Genomic DNA, 24,836 nt, shown 5'->3' with positions numbered 1-24,836 from the left:
TTGAATATCTCGTCCAGCACGCAAGTCTACCTGCGGCAAAACATCCAGTTCGAACCGCTGATCAACGGCTGGTACGCGTGGTTTCACACGCTTCCGCCGTTGACCGCCGCGCTCAACGTGGCCGAGCGGTTCCTGCCGATCATGAAGTCCTACGCCGCATCGCCGATGATGCATGTGGCCGCATGCAACGACCCGGCGATGCGCGGCGGCCCGTTCATCGACCTGGGCGGCCAGCGCGTCGACGAAATCCGCGCGCTGATCGCGCAGACCACCGCGCGCGCCACCCGGCAACTGGAACTGGCGAAGGCTTACAAGGCGCTCTCCACGCTGCTGCTGGAACAGGCCAAGGGGATGGCCTCGGACCCGATCTACGCCGAGATTCCGGAGGTGCTGAAAGGCTATGTCGAGATCTATTACGACCTGAATCACAACCCGTCCTTCCGGGTCTTCGAGAGCCTGCTGTACGCGAGCCCGTTCTATGCGCGCGACGCGCAGAGCATCGCGCTGTCGGCGATCGACGAGAACACGCCGCGGCCATTCATTCTCAGCACGCCTCGGCTCAAGGACGAGCGCACGCTGTTCAGCAACATGGCCTTCGACGAGCCCGCGCTCGACACGCTGTTCCGCATGCGCGACACGCCCGGCAGCTACGCGAAAATCGTCGACCTGATGCGCGTGGAGGAAAAGGACGAGCCGCTGTTCCGCTCGTTCTTCGTCGAGGAGGCGCCGGAGCCGAAACCGGATCGTTCGTTCGACGGCGACGATATCCGCATCCGCTATTTCGGCCATGCGTGCCTGCTGATCCAGAGCCGGGGCGTGAGCATCCTGCTCGATCCGCTGATCAGCTACGGCTACGACACCCGCCTGCCGCGCTATACCTTCGCCGACCTGCCGGACCAGATCGACTACGTGCTGCTCACGCACAGCCATCACGACCACATCGTCCTCGAAACGCTGCTGCAGCTTCGCCACAAGATCAAGACCGTGGTGGTGGGCCGGAATTTCGACGGTTTCCCGCAAGACCCGTCGCTGGAACTGGCGTTGCGCAAGCTCGGCTTCGACGACGTGCTGGAAGTCCGGGATGCGCAGGAAATCAAGCTGCCCAACGGGGCCATCACCGCGATTCCGTTCCTCGGCGAGCACAACGACCTGGCGATCCAGAGCAAGCAGTCCTTCATGATCCGCTTCGGCAATCGTTCGGTGCTGAGCATCGCCGATTCGTGCAACCTGGACCCCGTCCTCTACGAGCACGTCTTCCGCCTCGCCGGCAAGCCGGACACCCTGTTCGTCGGGATGGAGACCGAGGGCGCGCCGCCGTCGTGGGTGTATGGCCCGCTGTTTCCCAAGGCGCTGCCGCGCGACATCGACCAGTCGCGCCGCGCGCGCGGCTGCAAGATCGACGAGGCCGCCGCGCTGGTGGATGGCTTCGCGTTCAACGCGGCGTACGTCTATGCGATGGGTCAGGAGCCGTGGCTGAACCACCTGCTCGACAACACCTTCGACGAAAACTCGCCGAGCCACATCCAGTCCACCCAGTTTGTCGCGCACTGCAAGGCCAAGGGCATCGCTTCCGAAGTGCTGTACGCGACGAAGGAGATCGTGCTTTGTCAGAACTGAATCTGAACACGCTCTCGACCAGCGGCCAATACCAGGAGCATCTGGCGTTCTGGAACGACGCGCTCGGTCGCATCGACGAAGACTTCCGCCTTCAGCAGGCGTGGCAGGCGTATGCGCTGCCGCTCGGCCCCGCGCCGGTGCACGCGTTCGAGCTCGACGGCGACGCGGCGCGGGTGCTGGAGAAGCTCGCCGCCGGCAACGAGCTGGGCGCGTTCGTCGTGCTGCTGGCGGCCCTGTTCCGTGTCCTCGGGCGCTACGACGCCACGGCCGGGCTGTTCGTGGATTCGCCGCGCCTGATCGCCGAATCCGCGGCAGCTTCCGCCGGCCCCGTCCCGCTCATCGACGCCGCCCGGCCCGGCGCGACGGTTCGCGAGTACCTGAACCAGGTTCGCGACACGGTGCAGCGAAGCTACTCGTATCAGGACTTTCCGATCGCCGCCCTCGCGCACAAGCTGCATGGCGAAACCCGCGCGACCAACGTGGCCGTGCGCTTCGACGGGCTTCACGAAGCCCGGGCGTCGGCGGACTACGACCTGTCGATCGAGATCCGGCATCGCGCGCGCTACGAGATCGTGCTGACGGGCCGGCCGACGGTCTTCACGCTGCATTATCTACAGCATGTCGCGCGGCACCTGCGCAACGTCCTGGCCGGCTTCGACGCGCTGGACGCGCCGCTCGACACGGTCTCGCTGCTCGACGACGAGGAACGCGCGCGCCTTCGCGCGCATGCCGAGCCCGTTGCGGTGCAGGGCACGTTCCTGGAGCAGTTCGCGCAACGCGCGGCGTCCGCGCCCGACAGCATCGCCGTCGCGACCGCCGAAGCCTCGCTGACCTATGCCGAACTGGACGACCAGTCGTCCCGGCTCGCGCGCTTCCTGCTCGCGGAATACGCGATCGAACGAGGCGACGTGGTGGGCGTGGTGGCCGACCGTTCCGAGCGCTGGATCGTCGGCATGCTCGGCGTCCTCAAAGCCGGCGCGGTGTATCTGCCGCTCGACCCGGAGTTTCCGCAGGAGCGCCTGCGCTTCATGATCGAGGACGCGAAAGTCAAGGCGCTGCTGACGCACTCGGAGCACCTGCCGCTGCTCGCCGATTTCTGGGCGATCCCGATGTTCGCCCTCGACTTCCAGCTCGACACGCTGGAGCCCGCATCCGCGTCGGCGCAGGCCGAGGTCCGGCCGGACGACGCCGCGTACATCATCTACACGTCCGGCTCCACGGGCGCGCCGAAGGGCGTCGTGCTCGAGCACGCGGGCCTGCTGAACATGGCGCAGTATCACGTGGACGCGTTCGGTTTCGATGCCGACGACCGCTTCGTGCAGTTCTACTCGCCGGGCTTCGACGGCTCGATCATGGAGATTTTCGTCACGCTGCTCGCGGGCGCGCGCCTCGTGCTGGCGAAAACGTCGGTGATCCGGGACGCGCCGCGTTTCGTCGAATACGTCGCGCAGCAGGGCGTCACCACCATCAACGCGACGCCGGCCTATCTCGCCGCGCTCGACTGGGACGCGCTCGGCGCCGTGAAACGGGTGATCAGCGCGGGCGACAACGCCCGCGTCGCGGATCTCTGCAAGCTGGCCCGGACGCGCTCGTGCCATAACTCGTATGGCCCCACCGAGGCGACCGTCTGCATCACCGACTACGTGGTCGACGCCGCAACCGCCTACGGCGCCCGCCTGCCGGTCGGCCGCCCGATCCGCAATGCGCACCTGTACCTGCTCGACGAGCACGGAGCCCTGGCGCCCGAAGGCTGCACGGGCGAGATCTGCGTGTCCGGCATCGCACTCGCTCGCGGTTACCTCGGCCGCGACGACCTGACCGCCGCCGCGTTCGTCGCCCACCCGTTCGAGCCGGGCGAGCGCCTCTACCGCACCGGCGACCTCGGCGTCTGGCTGCCGGACGGCAATCTGGAAATCACCGGGCGCCGCGACACGCAGGTGAAAATTCGCGGCTACCGGATCGAGACGGGGGAAATCGAAGCGGCGCTCCGGCAGCACGCCGGCGTCGCCGACGCGCTCGTGTTCGTGCGCGAAGATGCGTCGAAGCACAAGCATCTGGTGGCCTGTGTGGAGACGGCGACGGCCAGCGTCGCCAGCCTGCGCGAACACCTGCAGGCACGCCTGCCCGAGTTCATGGTGCCGGCGTCGATCGTGACGCTCGAACGCATGCCGCTGACGCCCAACGGCAAGCCCGACCGCAAGGCGCTCGCCGCGCTGGAGCTGGCGCCGGCCCCGAGCGAAACCGTGTACAGCGCGCCGACCAACGACGTCGAGGCGCGCCTCGGCAAGATCTGGTGCGACGTGCTGGGCCGCGAGCAGATCGGCATTCGCGACAACTTCTTCGAACTGGGCGGCGACTCGATCCTGCTCATCCAGGTGATGTCGCTCGCGCAGCAAGTCGGCCTCAAGTTCACTGCCGATCAGTTCTTCGCCCATCCGACCATCGCCGAGCTCGCCCGGGTTGCCGTCGATGCGCCGTCGATGACGATCCCGCAGGAGCCGGTGGTCGGGCCCGCCCCGCTGACGCCGATCCAGCACTGGTTCTTCGCGCAAGACGTCGCGGACCCGCACCACTACAACCAGTCGACGATGATCGAGGTGCCCGCGTCGCTGCGGCCGGACGTGATCGAGCAGGCGCTGTCCGCCGTCGCGACGCATCACGACGCGCTGCGGCTGAGTTTCGAGCGCGTGGCCGGCGCGTGGCGGCAATCGCATGCGGCGCCGCCGCTGGCGATTCCGCTCGGCGTCACGTCGCTGGCCGGCGAGGCGCCCGCCGGCGGCCAAGCCGCGATGCTCGCGACCGCCACCCGCATGCAGGAAAGCTTCACGTTGTCCGCGCCGCCGCTGCTGCGCGCTCACCTGTTCCAGTTCGGTCCGGACGCGCCACAGCGCCTGCTCGTGGTCGCGCATCATCTGGTGATCGACGGCGTCTCGTGGCGCATCCTGTTCGAAGACCTGTACACCGCGTGCCGCCAGCTCGAAGCGGGCGAAGCGGTGCGGCTGCCGGCCCGAACGACCGCGTGGCGCGACTGGGCGAACCGCCTGGCCGAACTCGGCGCGACCAGGCTCGACGGCCTGGACTATTGGCTCCAGGGGAACGCCGACGCGCAGGCGTGCTTCGACGACATGCCGGTCGGCACCGTCGCCGAAGCCGGGTCGACCGTCGTCGAGTTCGACGCGCAGCAGACGCAAGCGCTGCTGCAGGACGTGCCGCGCGCGTTCAATACGCAGATCAACGAAGTCCTGCTGACGGCCTTGCTGCTCGCGTTCGGCGACTGGACCGGCAACGCGTCGCTGGTCGTCGATCTCGAAGGCCACGGCCGCGAGGACATCTTCGACGGCGTCGATACGTCACGCACCATCGGCTGGTTTACGTCGCACTACCCGGTGTTCCTGAACGCCGGCGACGCCGCCGTGGCGGCCGACGCGCTGCGCAACGTCAAGGAGCAGTTGCGCGCGGTGCCGATGCGCGGGCTCGGCTACGGCATCGCCCGCTACCTCGGCAACGACGCCCGCATCGCGGCGGCGCTGGAACGGCAGCCGCCGGCGCCGGTGCGCTTCAACTATCTCGGCCAGATCGATCGCGTGCTGGCCGACGACACCGGCTGGAAGCCGGTGCTCGACTTCCAGAGTCCCGAGCACAGTCCGCGCGCGCGGCGCGGCCATCTCTTCGAGATCGACGGGGTGGTGTTCGACGGCCGTCTGCGCCTCACCTGGCACTACAACCGCGAAGCCTGCGCACCGGGCGTCATCGAGCGGCTGACGCAGTGCTACCGCAGCCGTCTGCTGTCGATCGTCGCGGCCAGCGGCGACGGCCAGCCGGGGCTGAGCCCGTCGGACTTTCCGGCTGCGCGCATCAGCCAGGAAGCGCTGGACGCCCTCGTCTCAAGGATCAAATCGTGACATCCGCCACCATTGCCGATATCTACGAGCTCTCCCCGATGCAGGAGGCGATGCTCTTTCATGCCGTGCACTCGCCCGGCGCGAGAAGCAGCTTCAACCAGCTCAGTTGCCGGATCGCCGGCAGCCTCGATCCCGCGCTGTTTCATGCCGCATGGCAGCAGCTCGTCGATCGGCATCCGGTGATGCGCACGTCGTTCCATTGGGAAGCGTTCGACAAGCCGATGCAGGTCGTGCACGCGCACGCCACGCTGCCGTGGGTGCAGGACGACTGGCGCGACCTGCCGGAAGACCAGCAGCGCGCGCGGTGGAGCGCGCATCTCGAAAGCGATCTGGCCGAGGGCTTCGCGCTCGATCGCGCGCCGCTCGTGCGCTGCCGCCTGGTGCGCGTCGCCGAGGACGCGCACCTGTTCAGCTGGAGCCACCATCACATCCTTGCCGATGGCTGGTGCCTGTCGCTCGTGATCGAGGAAATCTTCCAGGTCTACGGCGCGCTCACGCGCGGCCTGCCGCCGGCGCTCCCGCCGGTGCGCCCGTATCGCGACTACATCCAGTGGCTGCAGCAGCGCGAACCGCAAGCCGCGCAGCAATACTGGACGCGTTATCTCGAAGGCTTCCGCACGCCGACCCCGCTGCCCACGGCCGCGCGCGCGCAGGCGGGCGAGCGCTTCGGCGAAGGCCTCGCGCAAGTCCAGGCCGACCTGTCGGCCGACCTCAGCACGCGCCTGCGGCAATTCGCGGCCCGGCACCACGTCACCCTCAACACCCTCGCGCAAGCGGCCTGGGCGCTCGTGCTGTCGCGCTACAGCGGGGAAACCGACGTGGTGTTCGGCGCCGTCGTCTCCGGACGGGGCGCCAACCTGCCGGGGATCGAAACCATGCTCGGCCTGTTCATCAATACGGTTCCGGTGCGGGTGCGGGTCGACCCGCGGCAGCCGCTCGCGCCGTGGCTGAAGATGATCCAGGCGCGCGTGGCCGCGCGTGCGCCGTTCGAGCACACTCCGTTGCCCGACATCCAGCGCTGCAGCGAAGTCCCGCTGACGACGCCGCTGTTCGAAAGCAACATCACGTTCATGAATTACCCGCTGGACGAGTCGCTGACGCACGGCGCGCACGGCCTGGCGGTCGACGACGTGCAGCTCTACAACCGCGCCGACATCCCCCTCGAATTCGTCGTGACGGCGCGCGACGACTGGAAGATGGAGCTGTCGTTCGACCCGCGGCGCTTCGATGAAGACGCGATGCAGCGCATGCTGGGCCACGTGGCCGCGACGCTCGACGCGTTCACGGCCGATCCAAACCGGCTGCTCGGACGCATGCCGATTCTCCCTGAGGCCGAACGTCGTCAGTTGCTGGACACCTTCAACGACACCGCCGTGCCGTTCGACGCCGAGCTCACCGTCGTGCATCGCCTGGAGCAGGCCGCCGCGGACCACCCCGAACGGCCGGCGGTCGAGTACCGGGATGTCGTCCTGAGCGCGGGCGAGCTGAATGCCCGCGCGAACCGCACCGCCCACCGCCTGCTGGCCGCCGTCGAGCTGAAGCCGGATGCGCTGGTCGCGATCTGCATGCACCGGTCGGAGTGCCTGATGGAGGCGATCTTCGCCGTCTGGAAGTGCGGCGCCGCCTATATCCCGATCGATCCCAACTTTCCGGCGGCCCGCATCCGCACCATTCTCGAGGATTCCGGCGCCGACCTCGTCATTACCTGCGACGGCCTCCTGCCCGCCGAGCTGGCCGCGCTCGCGCCGGTCGTGTCGCTCGATGCCGCCACCGATGTCGTCGACGATACCAACCCCGGCCGCCCCGTGTCGCCCGACAGCCTCGCGTACGTGATCTACACGTCCGGCTCCACCGGCAAGCCCAAGGGGGCGATGGTCGAGCACGCCGGCATGCTGAATCACATGCTCGCCGAGATCGACGAGTTTTCGATCTCGGCGTCGTCGGTGATCGCGCAGACCGCACCGCATTGCTTCGATATTTCGGTCTGGCAATTTTTCACGGCGCCGCTCGTCGGCGGCAAGACCGTGATCGTCGACGACGAACGGATTCGCGATCCCGCGTGTTTCCTGGAGTATCTGGAATCCGCCCGGATCAGCATCCTCGAACTGGTGCCGTCCTATCTGTCCGCGCTGCTCGACCGCGCGTCGGAACGGCCGGCGCTGATGCGGCACCTGCGGCACCTGCTCATCACCGGCGAGATGGTCAGCCCGGCCCTGGTGAAACAGTGGTTCGACGTATTCCCGGACATCGCGGTAGTGAACGCGTATGGCCCGGCGGAAGCGTCCGACGATGTCGCGCAGCACCGCATGACGCACGCACCGAACACGCCTTACGTGCCGGTCGGCAAGCCGATCCGCAACGTGCGCATCTATGTCGTCGACCCGCAGATGAACCTGTGCCCGATCGGGATTCCCGGCGAGCTTTGCGTGTCCGGCGTCGCGGTCGGCCGCGGCTATCTCAACAATGAAGCCGGCACACGGGAAGCCTTCGTCGAGGACCCGTTCCATCCGGCCTGCGGCGTGCGCATGTACCGCACCCGCGACATCGGCTGCTATCTCCCCGACGGGACGCTCGTGCTCCACGGTCGCAAGGACCACCAACTGAAGATTCGCGGCTACCGCATCGAGCTCGGGGAGATCGACAACGCGCTGGCCGCCATTCCGGAAATCCGCCAGGCGGCCGCGCTCGATTATCGCGACGAGGCCGGCCGCGCCGCCCTGTGCGCGTATGTCGCGTTCCGTGACGGCGCGTCGCTGAGCGACGCCGAGATCGCCGCCGCGCTGTCCGCCACGCTGCCCGCCTACATGGTGCCGGGCATCTACGTGGTGCTCGACGCGCTGCCGTTGAGCGGCAACGGCAAGATCGACCGGAAGGCCTTGCCGCCGCTGGACCGGTCGCGGCTCTCGGCCGCGGCTCAGGCGCCCGCGCTGCCGCGCACGCCCACCGAGACGCTGCTGTGCCGCATCTGGGGCGAAGCGCTGGGCATTCCGTCGCCCGGCATCCACGACAACATTTTCGCGCTGGGCGGCGATTCGATTCTCAGCATGCGCATCGTGGCGCTGGCCGCCAAGGCGGGCCTGAAGATCACCACCCGGCTCATCTTCCAGCATCCGACGGTCGCCGAGCTCGCCGCCGTGGCCACTCGCGGCGAAGCCCAGGCGGCGGAGTTCGTCGCGTCGTCCGGCCCGCTGCCGCTGACGCCGATCCAGAAGCGCTTCTTTTCGCAGCGCAAGGACGATCAGGACCAGTACAACCAGGCGGTGCTGCTCGAGGTTCCGCCGGACCTCGATCCGGCCGCGCTGCGCCAGGCCCTCCGGCACGCGGCCAAATGGCATGACGCGCTTCGGCTGCGCTTTCGCGCGGACGCGTCCGGCTGGATTCAGGAAGTCGTCGACGATCCGGAGATCCCCGTCGGCGTGCTCGACATCCGCGCCGATCAGCTCGCGCAGCATGTCGCGCAATCTCATGCGAGCCTGAATCTGTCGGACGGCCCCGTCTTGCGCGCGGACCTGTTCCGCATCGACGAAGGCAGATCGCTGCGCCTGCTGCTGGTCGCCCATCATCTGGTGATCGACGGCGTGTCATGGGGCGCGCTGCTCGAAACCGTGTACGACGCCTATACCCGGCTGCGCAGCGGCAAAGCGCCCGAATTCGCGGGCAGCGGCGCATCGTGGACCGCATGGACCCGGGCCCTGTCGAACTGGGCCGGCTCCGGCGCCGCCGACGCCGATCTCGCCCATTGGCAGGCCCTCGCTCGTTCGACGCCGCCCGGCCTGCTGCTCGATCGCGCCGCAACGGCCGACGCCAATACCGTTTCGTCCGCCGAAACGATCGTGGTCGAGCTGGGCGAATCCGCGACCGCGGCCTTGCTGGCCGCCGCGCCCCGCGCCTACGACGCCCAGATCAACGACTTGCTGCTGGCCGCGCTCGCGCGCGTGGTCAGCGACTGGAGCGGATGCGCCGACGTCCTGCTGGATCTCGAAGCGCACGGGCGCGAGGAACACGTCGCGGACCTCGACGTCTCGCGCACGGTGGGCTGGTTCACGTCCCTCTTCCCGGTCCTGCTGAAGGTCGATGCGGGCCCGCACGATCCGGCGCGCCTCGTTGCGTCGGTCAAGGCGCAACTGCGCGCCGTGCCGGCCGGGGGCATCAGCTACGGCGTGCTGCAAGACCGGCTCGACGGCCCGGCTCCGCAGCCCCGGCTGCTGTTCAACTACCTGGGTCAGATCGACCAGGTGCTGACCGCCGCACGCGACTGGAAGCAGGCCGCTGAGCCGAGCGGAGACGGCCGCAACGCGAACCAGCAGCGCGAGCATCTGCTCGACATCAACGCGTACGTGACCGGCAACCGTCTGCACGTTGCGTGGGAGTTCAGCCGGGCCTGTCACGAAACGGACAGCATCCGGCGCGTCGCGCAGGCGTACATCGCGGCGCTCGAATCCCTCGTCGCCGACCATGTCGATCATGTCGAGCAGTCCGCTTCAGGTCTGCCGCAGGCGCTGGCCTCGGTCATCGCGGACGAGATCGACGCCGTCTACGCGCTGACGCCGACCCAGCAGGGCATGCTGTTCCACGGCCTGTACGAACCGGCGTCGGATGCGTATTTCAGCAGCCTCGATTTCCGCATCGACGGCGCACTCGATGTCGAACGGTTCCGCCACGCGTGGGATGCGGTGATGCACCGGCACGACATCCTGCGAACCTCGTTTCACTGGGAAGAACTCGAAAGCCCCGTGCAGGTCGTGCATCGCCGCATCGACCTGCCCTGGCATGAGGAGGATCTGAGCGCGGCTTCCGCCGAGGAAGCGGAACGGCGTTGGGACGCGTACCTGACGCAAGACCGCGCGCGCGGCTTCGACTTTACCCGCGCGCCGCTGATGCGCATGGGGCTGTTCCGCGTGGGCCCGCAGGCATGGCGCTTCTACTGGAGCCATCACCACATCCTGCTCGACGGGTGGAGCTCCGCCCGGCTGCTGAGCGAAGTGGCCGCCGCCTATCAGGCCCTGCCGGCCGATGCCACCACGCAGCGGCCCGCGCCGCCGGCCTTCCGCGATTACGTGCGCTGGCTGGAACGCCAGGACGCCGGGGCCGCGGAGCGCTTCTGGAAGACGAAGCTCGAGGACTTCCCGACGACGACGCCGCTCGTGCTCGGTCGCCCCGAACTCGACGGAACGGCCGCACCAGGCGCCTATCTGGAAGAGCAGCTTCTGCTCTCCGAGCGCGATACGCAGCGGCTCGTCGCGTTCGCGCAAGCCAGCCGCATCACGCTCAACACGCTCGCCCAGGGCGCGTGGGCACAGTTGCTGGGCCGCTATAGCGGCGAAGCGGACGTCGTGTTCGGCACGATCGTTTCCGGTCGCCCGGCGTCGCTGCCGGACTCGGACGAGATGGTCGGGCTGTTCATCAACACGCTGCCGGTGCGGGTCCGCATCGACAAGCGCCCGACGGCTGCGTGGCTGGCGCAATTGCAGATGGATCTCGCGCAGCAGGAGGACTACGCGCACTATCCGCTCGCCGACATTCAGAAATTCGCGGGCCTGCCGCCCGGCGTGCCGCTCTTCGAAAGCCTGCTCATCTTCCAGAACTATCCGGTCGAGGAAGCGCTGGCCGATGCGCTTCCCGGTCTGCGCATCGGCGCATTTCACGTGTCCGATCCGAACAACTACCCGCTGACGCTGGTCGTGACGCCGGGCAAGCGCCTGTCGTTGCAGGTGCTGTACGACGATGGCCGCTTCGACTGCGAAACGGTCGTCCGCCTGCTGCGCCATGTCGAAACCCTGCTCGTCGGCCTTGCGTCCGAAGAGGATCGCCCGAACGGAGGCATTCCGCTCCTCACCCCGGCCGAGCGGGACGAGATCCTGCTGGACTGGAACGACACCTTCGCGCCGGTCCCGTCCGACCGCACGCTGCCCGAACTGATCGAGGCCGCCGCCGCCGCGCACCCCGAGCGCATCGCGGTCCGCTGCGGCACGGTGGTCCGCACCTATCGGGAACTCGTCGAAGGCGCCGACCGGATCGCCCGGCATCTGCTGCAGGCCGCGCCGATTCAGCCCGACGACCGGATCGCCGTATGGATGCCGCGCTCGCACCTGATGCTGGAAACGATCCTGGCGATCTGGAAGTGCGGCGCGGCGTACGTGCCCGTCGATCCGGCCTATCCGGCCCGGCGGGTCGAAGCCATCCTCGCGTCGGCCCGGCCGACGATCATCGTCGCCACCGACTGCGTGCCGCCGCCGGCGCTGTCGTCGATCCCGACGGTCGATCCGTCGCGCCTGCCCGACGATCGCGGCGCCGGCGCGCCGGCGCCATCGGCGCCGCGTTGCCGGCCCGCGGACCTCGCCTACGTGATCTTCACGTCGGGCTCGACCGGCCAGCCCAAGGGCGCGATGGTCGAGCATCGCGGCATGCTCAACCACGTGCTCGCGATGGCGCGCAGGGTCGGGCTCGGCGCGCACAGCGCGGTCGCGCAGACTGCTTCGCACTGCTCCGACATTTCGGTCTGGCAATGCTTCGCGGCGCTGGTGTCGGGCGGCACGACGGTGATCTATCCCGATGCCGTGATCCTCGAGCCCGCGCTGCTGATCGACAGCCTGCACCGCGACCGCATCACGGCGATGCAATTCGTCCCGTCCTATCTGGCGACCTTTCTCGTCGAGCTGGAACGGCACGCGGCGCCGGCTTTCCCGCACCTCGACACGCTGCTGACCATCGGCGAAACCCTGCAGCCCGCCTCCGTGCGAACGTGGTTCCGCCTGAATCCGGCAGTCCGCCTCATCAATGCCTACGGGCCGACCGAAGCTTCGGACTCCGTCGCGCATTACAGCATGGAGTGCGCGCCGGACCTCCCCGCGATTCCGATCGGCCGCCCCATCGAGAACCTGCGCCTCTACGTCGTGGACGCCGACATGAATCTCTGCCCGATCGGCGTCAAGGGCGAGATCTGCATCGGGGGGGCCGGCGTCGGGCGCGGCTACCTGTTCGACGAAACGCGCACCCGCGCGGTGTTCCGCGACGATCCGTTCAATCCGGAACCGGGTGCGCGCCTTTATCACACCGGCGATATCGGCTGCTTCGGGCCGGACGGCAACCTTCACTTCTTCGGACGCCGCGACTTCCAGGTCAAGGTTCGCGGCTATCGCATCGAGCTGGGGGAAATCGAAGCCGCGCTGACCGATCTCGAAGGCATCTCCAACGCCGTCGTGGTCGCCCGCGACGCCGCGGACGCCGAAACGACCCTGTGCGCCTACGCGTCGGGAACCGGCTGGACGCCCGCAAGCTTGCGCCAGGCGCTGCGCGAAAAGCTGCCGGCCCATATGGTGCCCGACACCGTGATGCTGCTGCCGGCGCTTCCCGTCACGCCGAACGGCAAGATCAACCGCGCCGCGCTGCCGCTCCCGGATGCCGCGTCCGCGCCCGACGGCGCGGCGGCCGAACCGCGCACGCCCACCGAAGCGGCGCTGCTGCGCATCTTCGCCGAGGTGCTCGGCCGCCGGCCGAACGGTGTCGACGACAACTTCTTCGAGCACGGCGGCCAGAGCCTCAAGGCGATCCAGATGGTCAGCCGGATTCGCCGCGAACTGAAGCTGAACGTCGCGGTCGCCGATGTTTTCCATGCGCCGACGCCGCGCGAGCTCGCGAAGAAGCTGGTTTCCACCGCCACCGCCGGCGCGGAGGAAATCATTCCGGCGCTCCCTGCGCAACCGTCGTACGCGGTGTCTCGCGCGCAGAAGCGCATCTGGCTCGCGAGCCGCGGCGCGGACCCGTCCACGTACAACATGGCGGGTGCGCTGCAACTGGACGGCGCCGTCGATACGGCGCGCCTCGTCCATGCGTTCGACGCGCTGGTCGATCGCCACGAGAGCCTGCGCACCGTGTTTGCGATGATCGAAGGCGAGCTGCGGCAACGCATCCTCAGCCGCGAAGCGTCCGGATTCCGGGTCGAGCAGACGGAGCTCGCGGAAGATGCCGGGCCGCAAGCGATCGATGCGCTGATCCGCGCAGAAAGCGAGCAGCCCTTCGATCTCGCGTCGGGCCCGCTGTTTCGCGTCAAGCTGGTCCGGCTCTCGCCGGAGCAGCATCTGCTGTTGCTGAACATGCACCACGTGATTTCGGATGCGTGGTCGATCCGCGTGCTGACCGACGATCTGCATGCGCTTTACGCGGGACGCGACCTGCCGCCGCTTGCCATCCAGTACCGCGACTACGCCGCGTGGCACAACGCCTGCCTGGACGATTCGCGCGCCGCCGCGCATCGCGCGTACTGGCTCGAGCAACTGGCGCCGCCACTGCCCCGCCTGCAACTGGCGCCGGACTATCCGCGCCCCGAGCGGCTCAGCCACGCGGGGCAGACGCTCGACGTGGAACTGCCGGACCTGCACGCGGCGGAACTCGCGAAGCTGGCCCGCGCTCACCATACGTCGCTGTACGCGGTGATCCTGTCGTCGTTCTGCGTGCTGCTGCACCGCTATACGGGGCGTGAAGACATCGTCATCGGCAGCATGTCGGCCGGGCGCGACAGCGAACAGCTCGAATCGCAGATCGGCGTGTTCCTCAACACCGTCGTGCTCCGTGTGCCGCTGCGGAAATCCACGACCGTCGACGAGGTGATCGACGCCGTGGCGAAAACCTCCGCGCAAGCGCTGGAGCACGCGTCCTACCCGTTCGACCTGTTGCTCGAAGATCTCAAGATCCGCACCCCGGCGAATCATTTCCCGATCTTCGACATTCAAGCGAACTACATTTCGGCGCCGGCGCCGCAGCCCGGCCTTCGCATCACGGACCTGTCGCCGGCGGACACCACGGCCAAGTTCGACCTGTCCTTCCAGATCGTCGAAAGCGAAGGCCGGCACCGTATCCAGTTGATCTACAACACCCGCCTGTTCCGCCCCGCGACCATCGCCGCGATGCGCGATCGGCTGCTCGAGATACTCGACGTCTTCGTGCGTGATCCGGGCACGCCGGTCGATCGCATCGCGCTCTCCGGCAGTGCGCCCGCAGCCGGCCAGAAGGTCCGGGTCGGCCTTCGCCTGAAGACCGCGCCCGAACCCACCGCCGACGACGCCGTCGAGGAGAACACGTGAACAACACGTCTCAAGGAGTTTTTCCTGTGCAAGACAACAACGTCCTGGTCACCGACCATCGCTATGCGCAGACCGCGAGCTTCTGGCGCGAATGTCTTTCGTTGGTCACCGGCGTCTACCGCATCGCATCGCACGCCCCCGGCCCGCAGCCGGGCGGCCTGCTTTCCCGCACGGTGCCGCTCACGCCCGCGTCGCTCGACCTGCTGCGGCGCGTCAGCGACGACGAGCTCGCCGAGTTCGCGGTCACGGCCGCGGGCATCGCGTTCCTGCTCTGGAAAACCTTCCGGGTCCCGGTCACGGTGCTCGGCACGCCGGGGCTTGCCGGACATCCGCCGGCCCGTGCGGCCACCATTCCGCTGATCATCGACGTGCGTCCCGACGAGCGCATCGACGACTACCTGTCGCGCGTGGCCGGGATCGTGGAAGACAGCTACGCCGAGCACCAATTCCCGCTGGAAACGCTCGTGCGCAACGAGAAGGACATGGATCTCGCGCAGCTCACGAAGGTCAGGCTGGTGGACGATCGGGTGCACCACGCGCTGTCCGGCCACGACGACGACATGCAGTTGCATCTGAGTCTCGCGCGCGGCGAAATCGAGATCCGCTACTCGGGCGCCATCGAACCTTTCCTCATCGACGGTTTCGCAAGCAGCCTCGGCGCGGTCCTGCAGGAATTCGAACACCTCGACAAGACGGTCGGCGACATCGAATCGATCCCGGCGGAAGAGCGGCGGATGCTGGCCGCCTTCAACGAAACCGCGGCGGCCGGGCCCAGCCACCCGACGGTCGTCGGCATGTTCGAAGCCCAGGTCGCCCGCACGCCCGACGCGCCGGCCCTGGTCACCGACAGCTCGCTGATGACCTACGCCGACCTGAACGCGCGGGCCAACGGCCTCGCGCATCAGCTGGTCAAACACTACGGCGTCGGGCCGGAATCGCTGGTCGGCATCATGCTCGACCGATCCGAAGCGATGATCGTCGCGATTCTCGGCGTATTGAAAGCGGGGGCGGCGTTCGTGCCGCTGGACACGGCGTACCCGGCCGAACGCATCAATCACATCCTCGGCGATACCGGCCTGTCGCTGCTGCTGACCCAATCCAGCCAACTGGCGCAGTGGTATGAATACGCCGGCGTGACGCTGCTGCTCGATCAGGAGCTCCCCGGCTGGACGCCGCTGCCGGACAATCCGCCGCGCCGCGCGGCGCCGGAGCACCTCGCCTACGTCATCTACACGTCGGGCTCGACCGGGAAGCCGAAAGGCTGCCTGCTCGAACACCGGAACCTGGCCCACTACATCTCGTGGGCCGTCGGGTATTACTTTCCGGAAGGCGAGACCGGCAGTTTCGGCCTGTACAGCTCGCTGTGCTTCGATTTCACGCTGACCAACGTGTTCTGCCCGCTGGTGCGCGGGAAATCGCTGCGCATCTATCCGCAATCGGAAAGCATCGACACCATCCTGGCCAGGATGTTCCAGCCCGGCAGCGGCGTCGACACGCTCAAGCTCACGCCCACCCACATTCACCTGCTCGAATACATGAACCTGGGGCGCTCCGGCGTGCGCAAGGTGATCGTCGGCGGCGAGGAGCTGACGCCCCAGCACATCGCGACGCTGCGGAAAATCGATCCCGCGATCGAAATCTACAACGAGTACGGCCCCACCGAGGCGACGGTCGGCTGCATCGTCAAGCTCGTCGAGGACGCGCCGTCCACGGTGCTGATCGGCCGGCCCATCGCCAACACCCGGGTCTACATCGTCGACGAAGCGCTGCGGCCGGTCCCCATCGGCGTGCCGGGGGAAATCTGCATCGCCGGCCACGGCCTCGCGCGCGGCTACCACAAGCGGCCCGACGTCACCGCCGCGAAATTCGTCGAGAACCCGTTGCCCGGCGAGCAGCGCATCTATCGCACCGGCGACATCGGCCGATGGCTGCCCGACGGACAGATCCAGTGCTACGGACGCGTCGACGACCAGGTCAAGATCCGTGGCTACCGCGTCGAGCTCGGCGAGATCGAGGCCGCGCTCACCGCGCACGAGGACGTCGTCGGCGCGGCCGTCATGCTGCGTGAAACCGCCCATGGGGTGCGCAAGCTGGCGGCCTACGTCAAGGGCTCCGCGAGCCTGAGCGTGCCGGACCTCCGGGCCTTTCTGGCCGGGAAGCTGCCCGACTACATGGTCCCGTCCGACATTTTCCCGATCGCCGAATTCCCGCTCAACGCCAACGGCAAGCTGGATCGCCCGGCGCTCCTCGCGATGGAGGCTGCCGCCACGCCCGACGATGCCGCCGGTCTCGACGCCACGCCGATCCAGCGCGAGCTGGTGCGCATCTGGCGCGACGTGCTCGACAATCCGGCCGTCGATCTCGACGGCCGCTTCTTCGACTACGGCGGGGATTCGCTGCAAGCGATGCAGCTTGTCTCGCGAATCTGGAGCAGCTTCTCCGTCGAGATCGGCATCGACGCGATCTTCGAACTCCAGACCATCAGCGCGGTTTCCGACCTGATCGAGGCGTCGTCGCCGCTGTCCGGCTCGATGGCCGGCACCATCACGCCCCGATCGCGCGCGAACGACCTTCCGCTGTCCTTTCCGCAGCAGCGCCTGTGGTTCCTCGCGCAACTGGAAGGCCCGTCGGCGGCCTACAACATCTCGAGCGCGCTGCGATTCGAGGGCGACCTGGACGTTCCACGCCTGCGGGCCGCCGTGTCCGAAATCAGCCGGCGCCACGAGATCCTGCGCACCACGTTTCCCGCCATCGACGGCCGCGGCGTTCAACGCATCGCCCCGCCGGCGCCGGTCGAGCTTGCCGTCGTCGACGTCGCCGGCGAATCCGACGCGCTCGCGCTGCTGGCCGACGAAACCGACCGCCCGTTCGATCTCGCCGTCGGGCCGCTCTATCGTGTCGTGCTGTATCGCGTGGATGCGCGCGTGCATTTGTTCGGCGTCGTGATGCATCACATCATTTCGGATGCCTGGTCGTCAGGCACCCTCATCGGCGAACTGGCTGCGCTCTACGCAGGCCAGTCCCTGCCGGAACTAGCTGTCCAGTATGCCGATTACGCCGTCTGGCAGCACGAGCGCCTGGCGTCCGCCGACACGCATCGGGAGCTGGCGCTGCTGAGCGCGTCGCTGGCGGACGCGCCGGACCAGATCGAGCTTCCCACCGACCGCCCCCGGCCCGCCATCCAGCGTTTCGACGGCGCGGTCCTGCCGTTCCAGTTGAACGGCGAACTCGCCGACGGCGTGCGCGCGATCGCGCACGCGTCCGGCACGAGCACGTTCATGGTCGTGCTCGCCGCGTATGCGCTGCTCCTTTCGCGGTACAGCAATCAGCACGACATCGTCATCGGCTCCCCGATCGCCAACCGGCGCTCCAGCATGACCGAGCCGCTGATCGGCTTCTTCGCCAACATGCTGGCGCTGCGCGTGGACCTGTCGGGCAATCCGGGCTTCGGCGAACTGCTGGCGCGCGTGAAGCGCGTCGCGCTGGACGGCTACAGCCGGCAGGAGATCCCGTTCGAACAGGTGGTGGATGCCCTCAAGCTCGAACGCAATCTGAGCCGCACGCCGGTGTTCCAGGTCGTGTTCGCGTACGAGAAGGCGTCGTCCCAACCGGTGAACTTCCCCGGTCTCGTCGCCACGCCGGTGTCGGTGGAGACCCACACCGCCAAGTTCGACCTCACGCTCCATGTGCAGGATGCCGGCCACGGCCTCGCGGGCTCGCTGGAATACAACCTGGACCTGTTCGACGCCGCCACGATCGAGCGCATGGCGGAACACTTCCGCCATCTGCTCGAAGCCGTGATCGCCGATTCGAACCGGCCGCTCGGCGAGCTTTCGCTGCTGAGCGATGCGGAGCGGGACACGCTGACCGTCGAGTGGAACCGGACCGACACGGATTTCGGCGCAGACGCCGAGCAACCGCTGCACCGGCTGTTCGAGCAGCAGGCCGAGCGCACCCCCGACGCCGTCGCCGCCGTTCATGACGACGCGTCGCTCACTTACGCCGAGCTCAACCTCCGCGCCAACCGCCTCGCCCATCACCTCATCGCGCTCGGCGTCGCCCCCGACTCCCTCGTCGGCGTCGCCATGGAGCGCTCGCTCGACATGATCGTCGCGCTGCTCGCCATCCTCAAGGCCGGCGGCGCCTACGTCCCCGTCGACCCCGACTACCCCGCCGAGCGCGTGCGCTTCATGATCGACAACGCTCAGTTGCGCTGGCTCCTCACCCAGCAGCATCTGCTTGCCGCGCTGCCCGACACCGACGCCCGCCTGATCGTCGTCGATCGCGACGCGCACGAGTTCGCCGCCGCGCCCGCGGCCAACCCCGCACCTGCGCTGAGCGGCGACAACCTCGCCTACATGATCTACACCTCCGGCTCGACCGGCAGGCCCAAGGGCGCGCTCAACTCCCATCGCGCCATCACCAACCGCATCCTCTGGATGCAGCACGCGTACGCGCTCGGCGCCGACGATGCCGTGCTCCAGAAGACCCCGTTCAGCTTCGACGTCTCGGTCTGGGAATTCTTCTGGCCGCTCGTCACCGGCGCGCGCCTCGTGTTCGCCCGGCCCGGCGGCCAGCGCGAGACCGATTACCTCGTCGGTCTCATCGCGCGCGAAGGCATCACCACCGTCCATTTCGTGCCGTCCATGCTGCGCGCCTTCCTCGACCATCCGGACCTCGACGCGCACTGCGCGTCGCTGCGCCGCGTCGTGTGCAGCGGCGAGGCGCTGCCCTACGACCTGCAGCAGCGCTTCTTCGAGCGCCTGGACGCCAGGCTGTACAACCTCTACGGCCCGACCGAAGCCGCCGTCGACGTGACCGCCTGGGAATGCCGGCGCGACGACGCGCACCGCAACGTCCCGATCGGCCGGCCCATCGCCAATACCCGCGTCTATATCGTCGACGCACAGATGCAGCCCGTGTCGGTCGGCGTGGCGGGCGAGCTGCTGATCGGCGGCACGCCGGTCGGGCGCGGCTACCATGGCGAGCCCGAACTGAGCGCCGCGAAGTTCATCGCCGATCCGTTCTCCGCCGACCCGCACGCGCGCCTCTACCGCACCGGCGATCTCGCGCGCTACCGCGCCGACGGCAACATCGAGTTCCTCGGCCGCATCGACCATCAGGTCAAGCTGCGCGGCCTGCGCATCGAACTCGGTGAAATCGAGGCGACGCTGCGCGAGCATCCGTCGGTCGCCGACTGCGTCGTGATCGCGAAAACCGACGGCGACCGGACCTTCCTGATCGCCTATGTCGCGACCGCGTCAGCGGACGTCGCCGAACTTCGCGGCTATCTGAGCGGCCGGCTTCCGGGCTACATGGTGCCGTCGAAGTTCGTCGCGCTGGCATCCCTGCCGCTGCTGCCCAACGGCAAGATCAACCGCAAGGCGCTGCCCGTCCCGGCGGACCCCGTCGACGAGGCCCGTCCCGACGCGCCTGCCGTCACGCCCCGCGAAATTCTGCTGGCATCGATCTGGAAAGACGTGCTGCAACTGCCGTCCATCGGCATCCACGACAATTTCTTCGAGCTGGGCGGCGACTCCATCCTGAGCATCCAGGTGATCTCGCGCGCGAATCAGGCGGGACTTCGCTTGACGGCGAAACAGCTGTTCCAGCATCAGACGATCGCCCAGCTCGCCGCCGCGCCTGAAGAACGGGCAGCGCTCGCACCGACCGTCAGCCCTTTGGGAGAAGCGCCGCTCACGCCGGTCCAGCACTGGTTCTTCGATCAGGATGTCGATGCGCCGTCGCACTACAACCAAACGGTCCTGATCCAGGTGCCGGCGGACATCGACGATTCGAGGCTCGCCGACGCGATCCGGCAAGTCTACGAACATCACGATGCGTTGCGCCTGCGTTTCTCGCGCCGCGCGGGCCGCTGGACTCAGGAAGTCGTCGCCGTCGGCGATACGCCGGCGCTCTTCGCGAAGCAGGCGATAGCCGGCAACGCCGGCGAGCGCATCGCGGCCATGCGCGCCGCCGCCGCGGAAGCGGAACGCGGCATCGACATCACGCATGGCCCGTTGCTGGCGGCCCGTCTGTTCTGCTTCGACGACGAGCCGTTCGCGCGCCTGTTCGTGTCGGTTCATCACCTCGCGGTGGACGGCGTCTCATGGCGCGTGCTTCTCGAGGACCTGCATGCGGCATACCACGGCCAGCCGTTGTCCGCGAAGACGACTTCGTTCCGCGAATGGGCCCTTCATCTGCAGCAACTGGCCCGGTCGCCGGCCATCGGCGACGAAGCCCGGCACTGGCGAGCGCTCCTGTCGCAGCACGTCGAGCCGATGCCGGTCGATTACCCGGCCGCGGGCGCGGCCAACCATGTCGGCGACACGGCATCCGTTTCATTCGAGCTGGACGAAGCCGACACCACGGCCTTGCTGCGCCGGCTGCCCCGGGCCTACGACACGCGCATCAACGACGTGCTGCTCGTCGCGCTCGCGCAGGCATGCGGCATGGTCACGGGCAACGCCCGCACCCGGATCGATCTCGAAAGCCACGGCCGCCACGTGTCGGATGCGCCGCTCGACCTCACCAGGACGGTGGGCTGGTTCACGTCGATTTACCCCGTCGTGCTCGACGTCGACGCCCTGCAAGCGCCGGAGGACGCGCTGCGCGCCGCGCGGCGGCAGTTGCGCGGCATTCCGGCCGACGGCCTCGGCTATTCGCTGCTCCGCTACCTGAGCCCCGACGACGCCGTGCGCGACAGTCTCGCCGCCCTGCCGAACGCCGACATCCTCTTCAACTATCACGGGCAGCTCGATACCGTGCTGCAGCGCTCCGACGGCTGGAGTCCGGCTGCCGAAGACCTCGGTTCGCTGCGCTCCGAGCGGTCGCTGCGCACGCACCTGTTCGAGATCGTCGCCGCCGTTTCCAACGGCAGGCTTCACGTGGACTGGAGCTACAGCGAGCGCATCCACCAGCGACAGACGGTCGAGAACCTGGCCGTGCACTTCAAGGATCGGCTGATCGACTTCGCGGCGTCGGTCCCCGACACCGGCTGGGACAACGTCGAGGACAGCTATCCGCTCTCGTCCCTGCAGCAGGGCATTCTGTTCCACTCGCTGTACGACCTGGACCCTGCCGCCTATTTCCAGCAGTTCAGCTTCGTCGTCAACGGCCCGCTCCAGGTGCCGGCGCTCCGGCAAGCCTGGGCCAATGCGCTCGAGCGCCATGCCGTGTTGCGCACCGGGTTTGCGTGGACCGATCGCGATCATCCGGTCCAGACCGTCCTGCACGCCGTCGACCTGCCGTGGACGTTCGTCGACTGGCGGTCCCGCGATGCGTCCCGCCGCGCGCAGGACTTCGATGCATTCCTCGCCGACGACCGGCGGCGCGGCTTCGATCTTCAAAAGGCGCCGCTGTTCCGCTGCACGCTGATCCAAGAGGCGGAGGACCGCCATCGCTTCTGCTGGAGCGCGCACCACATCATCCTCGACGGCTGGAGCACCGCGATCCTGATGAAGGAAGTGTTCGACGATTACCTGTTGATCGCCCGCACCGGCGTGCCCGCGCTCGCGTCGCCGGCGCCGGGATACCGCAAGTACATCGACTGGCTCGCGCGCCATCCCCGTTCGGAGGATGAAGCGTGGTGGCGCGCCGAGCTGGCGGGGTTCCATGCCGCCACGCCGATCGTGGCCGAGCCGGTCCGGCAAGGCGCCGGCGACGACGCCCGGCAGGACAAGCGCAGGGAGCAGCGTTTCCTGCTGGATGAGGCGCTGACCGCGCGGTTGCAAGCGCTCATGCGCACCCATCGCCTCACTCTCAACGTGCTGATACGCGCGGTCTGGGCGTTGGTGCTGCGGCGCTACGCCAGAACCGACGACGTCGTGTTCGGCGTCACCGTGTCCGGCCGCCCGCCGCTGCTCGACGGCGTCGAATCGATCGTGGGGCTGTTCATCAATACGCTGCCGTTTCGCGTGCGCATCGCGCCGGAGCGCCCCTTCACCGAATGGCTGGCGGCGGTCCATGCCGCCCAGACGGCAATGGAGCCGCATTCGTACAGTTCGCTGGTCGACATCCAGTCATGGAGCGAACTGCCCGCGCGCGACAGCCTGTTCGACAGCCTGCTGGTGTTCGAGAACTTCCCGGTTGCGGCCGCGCCCGATCTCGGGCCGGACGGCATCGACATCGTCGACACCCGCGCCTTCGCCGAATCGAATTACCCGCTGACCCTGACCGTGCACCCGGATACGCGCCTCGCCTTCCGCATCTCGCACGATGCGCACCGCTTCGCCCCCGACGTGGTGCGGCACATGCTGGGCGCCATCCGCGAGCTGCTCGAACGATTCGCCGAAGACCCGGCCCAGCTTACGGGCCAGCTCGCCGATGCGCCGGCTCCGGCCGATCGTGCCGACGGCCAGCAGCGCGCGACGGGCGGCGCGGCCAGCCCTGCCGTCGAACCCGCCGCCGGCCCGGCCGCGACGGCACGCGCCGTCGCGCCGACGGCGGACGAAAGCACGTTGCTGGAGATCTGGCAGCGAATCTTCAAACGAGACGACATCAAGCTCAGCGACAACTATTTCGACCTCGGCGGACACTCGATCATCGCCATCCAGCTGATGGCCAATGTCGAAAAGGCATTCGATCGCCGGCTGCCGATATCCTGCCTCTTCGAGAATCCGACGATCGAAAAACTCGCGGCGGCGCTCGCCAGCAAAGAGTCGTCCGCCCCCGCCGGCGGACTCGTGCCGATCCGGGACGGCGGTCCCGCCGCGCCGCTCTTCCTCCTTCCGGGCGCAGGCGGCAACGTGGTCTACTTCCACCCGCTCGCGAACCACCTGGCCGAGACCCACGCGATTCACGGGCTGGAAGCGCTCGGCCTCGACGGCGCGTGCCTGCCGCTCACCCGCGTGGAAGACATCGCGGCCCGTCATATCGAACGCATCTGGCCGCTGGTGGGCGCGGGCCCCTACTATCTGGCGGGCCACTCCTTCGGTGCGAAGGTGGCGCTCGAAATGAGCCGGCAGCTCGTCGCCAAGGGCGCCGCGGTGAAACTGCTGGCGATCTTCGACGCATCCGCGCCGGTCGACAGCTCGGCCGAGACCTACTGGCAAGACTGGGACGACACCGAGTGGCTGGTCGCGATCGCCCACGAAATCGGCACCTTCCTCGGGACCGACCTTCAGGTGACGCGGGCAGACCTCGTCGATCTCGACCCCGACGGCCAGGCCGGCCTGATCCTCGACCGAATCGGCGACCGCGGCAGCTGGTTCGCGGATGCCGGCTCCGACCGCCTGCGCGCCTATCTGCGCGTCTATCAGGCCAACTTCAAATCGCGCTACGCGCCGGAAGCCGCCCCGCTTCCCGTGCCGATCGCGTTGTTCCGCAGCACCGAGCGGGACCCCGGCGACTACGATCCGTCACCCGAGGTCGCGCAGCTCCGCCTGGACCCGACCTGGGGATGGTCCCGCTTCTCGACGCTCCCCGTCGACGTGGTGGACGTACCCGGCGACCACCTGACCATGCTGCTCGATCCGCACGCCGGCGTCCTCGCGACCCATCTCAATCAGTTTCTGGAGAAAAGCCGCTCATGAAAGCAACACCGACAATCGACAACACGTTCGCGCGCAAGGTCTGCATCAACCTGGACCGGCGTCCCGATCGCTGGGAAGCCATGCAAAGAAAATTCGCCGAGCAGAACATCCTCACGGTGGAGCGCCTGTCCGCCGTCGATGCGAAGCAGGTGGCCGTGCCGGAGCACTTGAGCCATATGCGCCCGCAGGACTACGGCTGCACCATGAGCCATCTCGCCGCCGTGAAGCAGGCCAAGGCCGCCGGCGCGAGCGAAGTCCTGATCTTCGAGGACGACGCGTTCTTCGACGCCGACTTCACCGCGCGCTTTCCTGAATTCATCGCGCAAGTGCCGGACGACTGGCACATGCTGTTCCTGGGCGCCTATCACTTCACCCAGCCGATTCCCGTCGCGCCCAACATCGTCAAGACGGTGGAGACGCTCACCGCGCACGCGTACGTCGTCAGGGACTCGCTTTACGACGCATTCATCGAGATCAACGAGAACCCGCCGGCGATCATCGACCGCAACAACCTCGTGCTGCAGCAGACGTTCAATTGCTACTGCTTCGAACCCAATCTGGTCGGACAGGAGTCCGGCTACTCCGACATCATGGAAGAAGTCATGCCGGAAAAGCCGCTGACCTATTCGTTCCCGATTCCGGACGGCTGGTAACGCCTGCGGCCGGTGCTCGCCGCGATCAATCTCTCGACAGGCCATTGAAGA

The 24,836-nt window shown here is 67.9% G+C and carries 5 protein-coding genes; all 5 read left to right on the top strand.

From position 1 onward, the window contains the following. The 5 genes from KY49_RS14840 to KY49_RS14820 are packed head-to-tail and all read left to right on the top strand — an operon-like array spanning nucleotide 1 to nucleotide 24,785. Nucleotides 1–1,617 carry an MBL fold metallo-hydrolase gene (locus KY49_RS14840; protein WP_042585414.1) on the top strand — a complete coding sequence of 539 codons (1,617 nt, stop codon included), beginning with the start codon at nucleotides 1–3 and terminating at the stop codon, nucleotides 1,615–1,617. After that, nucleotides 1,605–5,519 (top strand): non-ribosomal peptide synthetase, encoded by a 3,915-nt coding sequence (locus KY49_RS14835; RefSeq protein WP_042585413.1) that lies wholly within the window; start codon nucleotides 1,605–1,607, stop codon nucleotides 5,517–5,519. The genes KY49_RS14840 and KY49_RS14835 overlap by 13 nt, the downstream gene beginning before the upstream one ends. Beyond that, nucleotides 5,516–14,599: a non-ribosomal peptide synthetase gene (locus tag KY49_RS14830; protein WP_082062384.1), complete on the top strand. Its 9,084-nt coding sequence runs from the start codon at nucleotides 5,516–5,518 to the stop codon at nucleotides 14,597–14,599. Before KY49_RS14835 ends, KY49_RS14830 begins: the two co-directional genes overlap by 4 nt. A gap of 26 nt (nucleotides 14,600–14,625) precedes the next feature. Continuing rightward, complete coding sequence (locus tag KY49_RS14825; protein ID WP_042585411.1) at nucleotides 14,626–24,132, top strand: non-ribosomal peptide synthetase; 9,507 nt, start codon at nucleotides 14,626–14,628, stop codon at nucleotides 24,130–24,132. Then, a complete protein-coding gene (locus tag KY49_RS14820; protein WP_042585410.1) occupies nucleotides 24,129–24,785 on the top strand; it encodes a glycosyltransferase family 25 protein in 657 nt (218 codons plus the stop codon). Before KY49_RS14825 ends, KY49_RS14820 begins: the two co-directional genes overlap by 4 nt. Nucleotides 24,786–24,836: the final 51 nt, after the last annotated feature.

The sequence above is a fragment of the Burkholderia sp. MSHR3999 genome (assembly GCF_000833595.1).
Taxonomy (GTDB): Bacteria; Pseudomonadota; Gammaproteobacteria; order Burkholderiales; family Burkholderiaceae; genus Burkholderia; species Burkholderia ubonensis.
This window is presented reverse-complemented; position numbering and strand designations above follow the sequence as displayed.

Coding starts and splice junctions, on each gene's coding strand:
- KY49_RS14820 (WP_042585410.1), top strand. CDS start 24,129: ATGAAAGCAACACCGACAATCGACAACACGTTCGCGCGCAAGGTCTGC.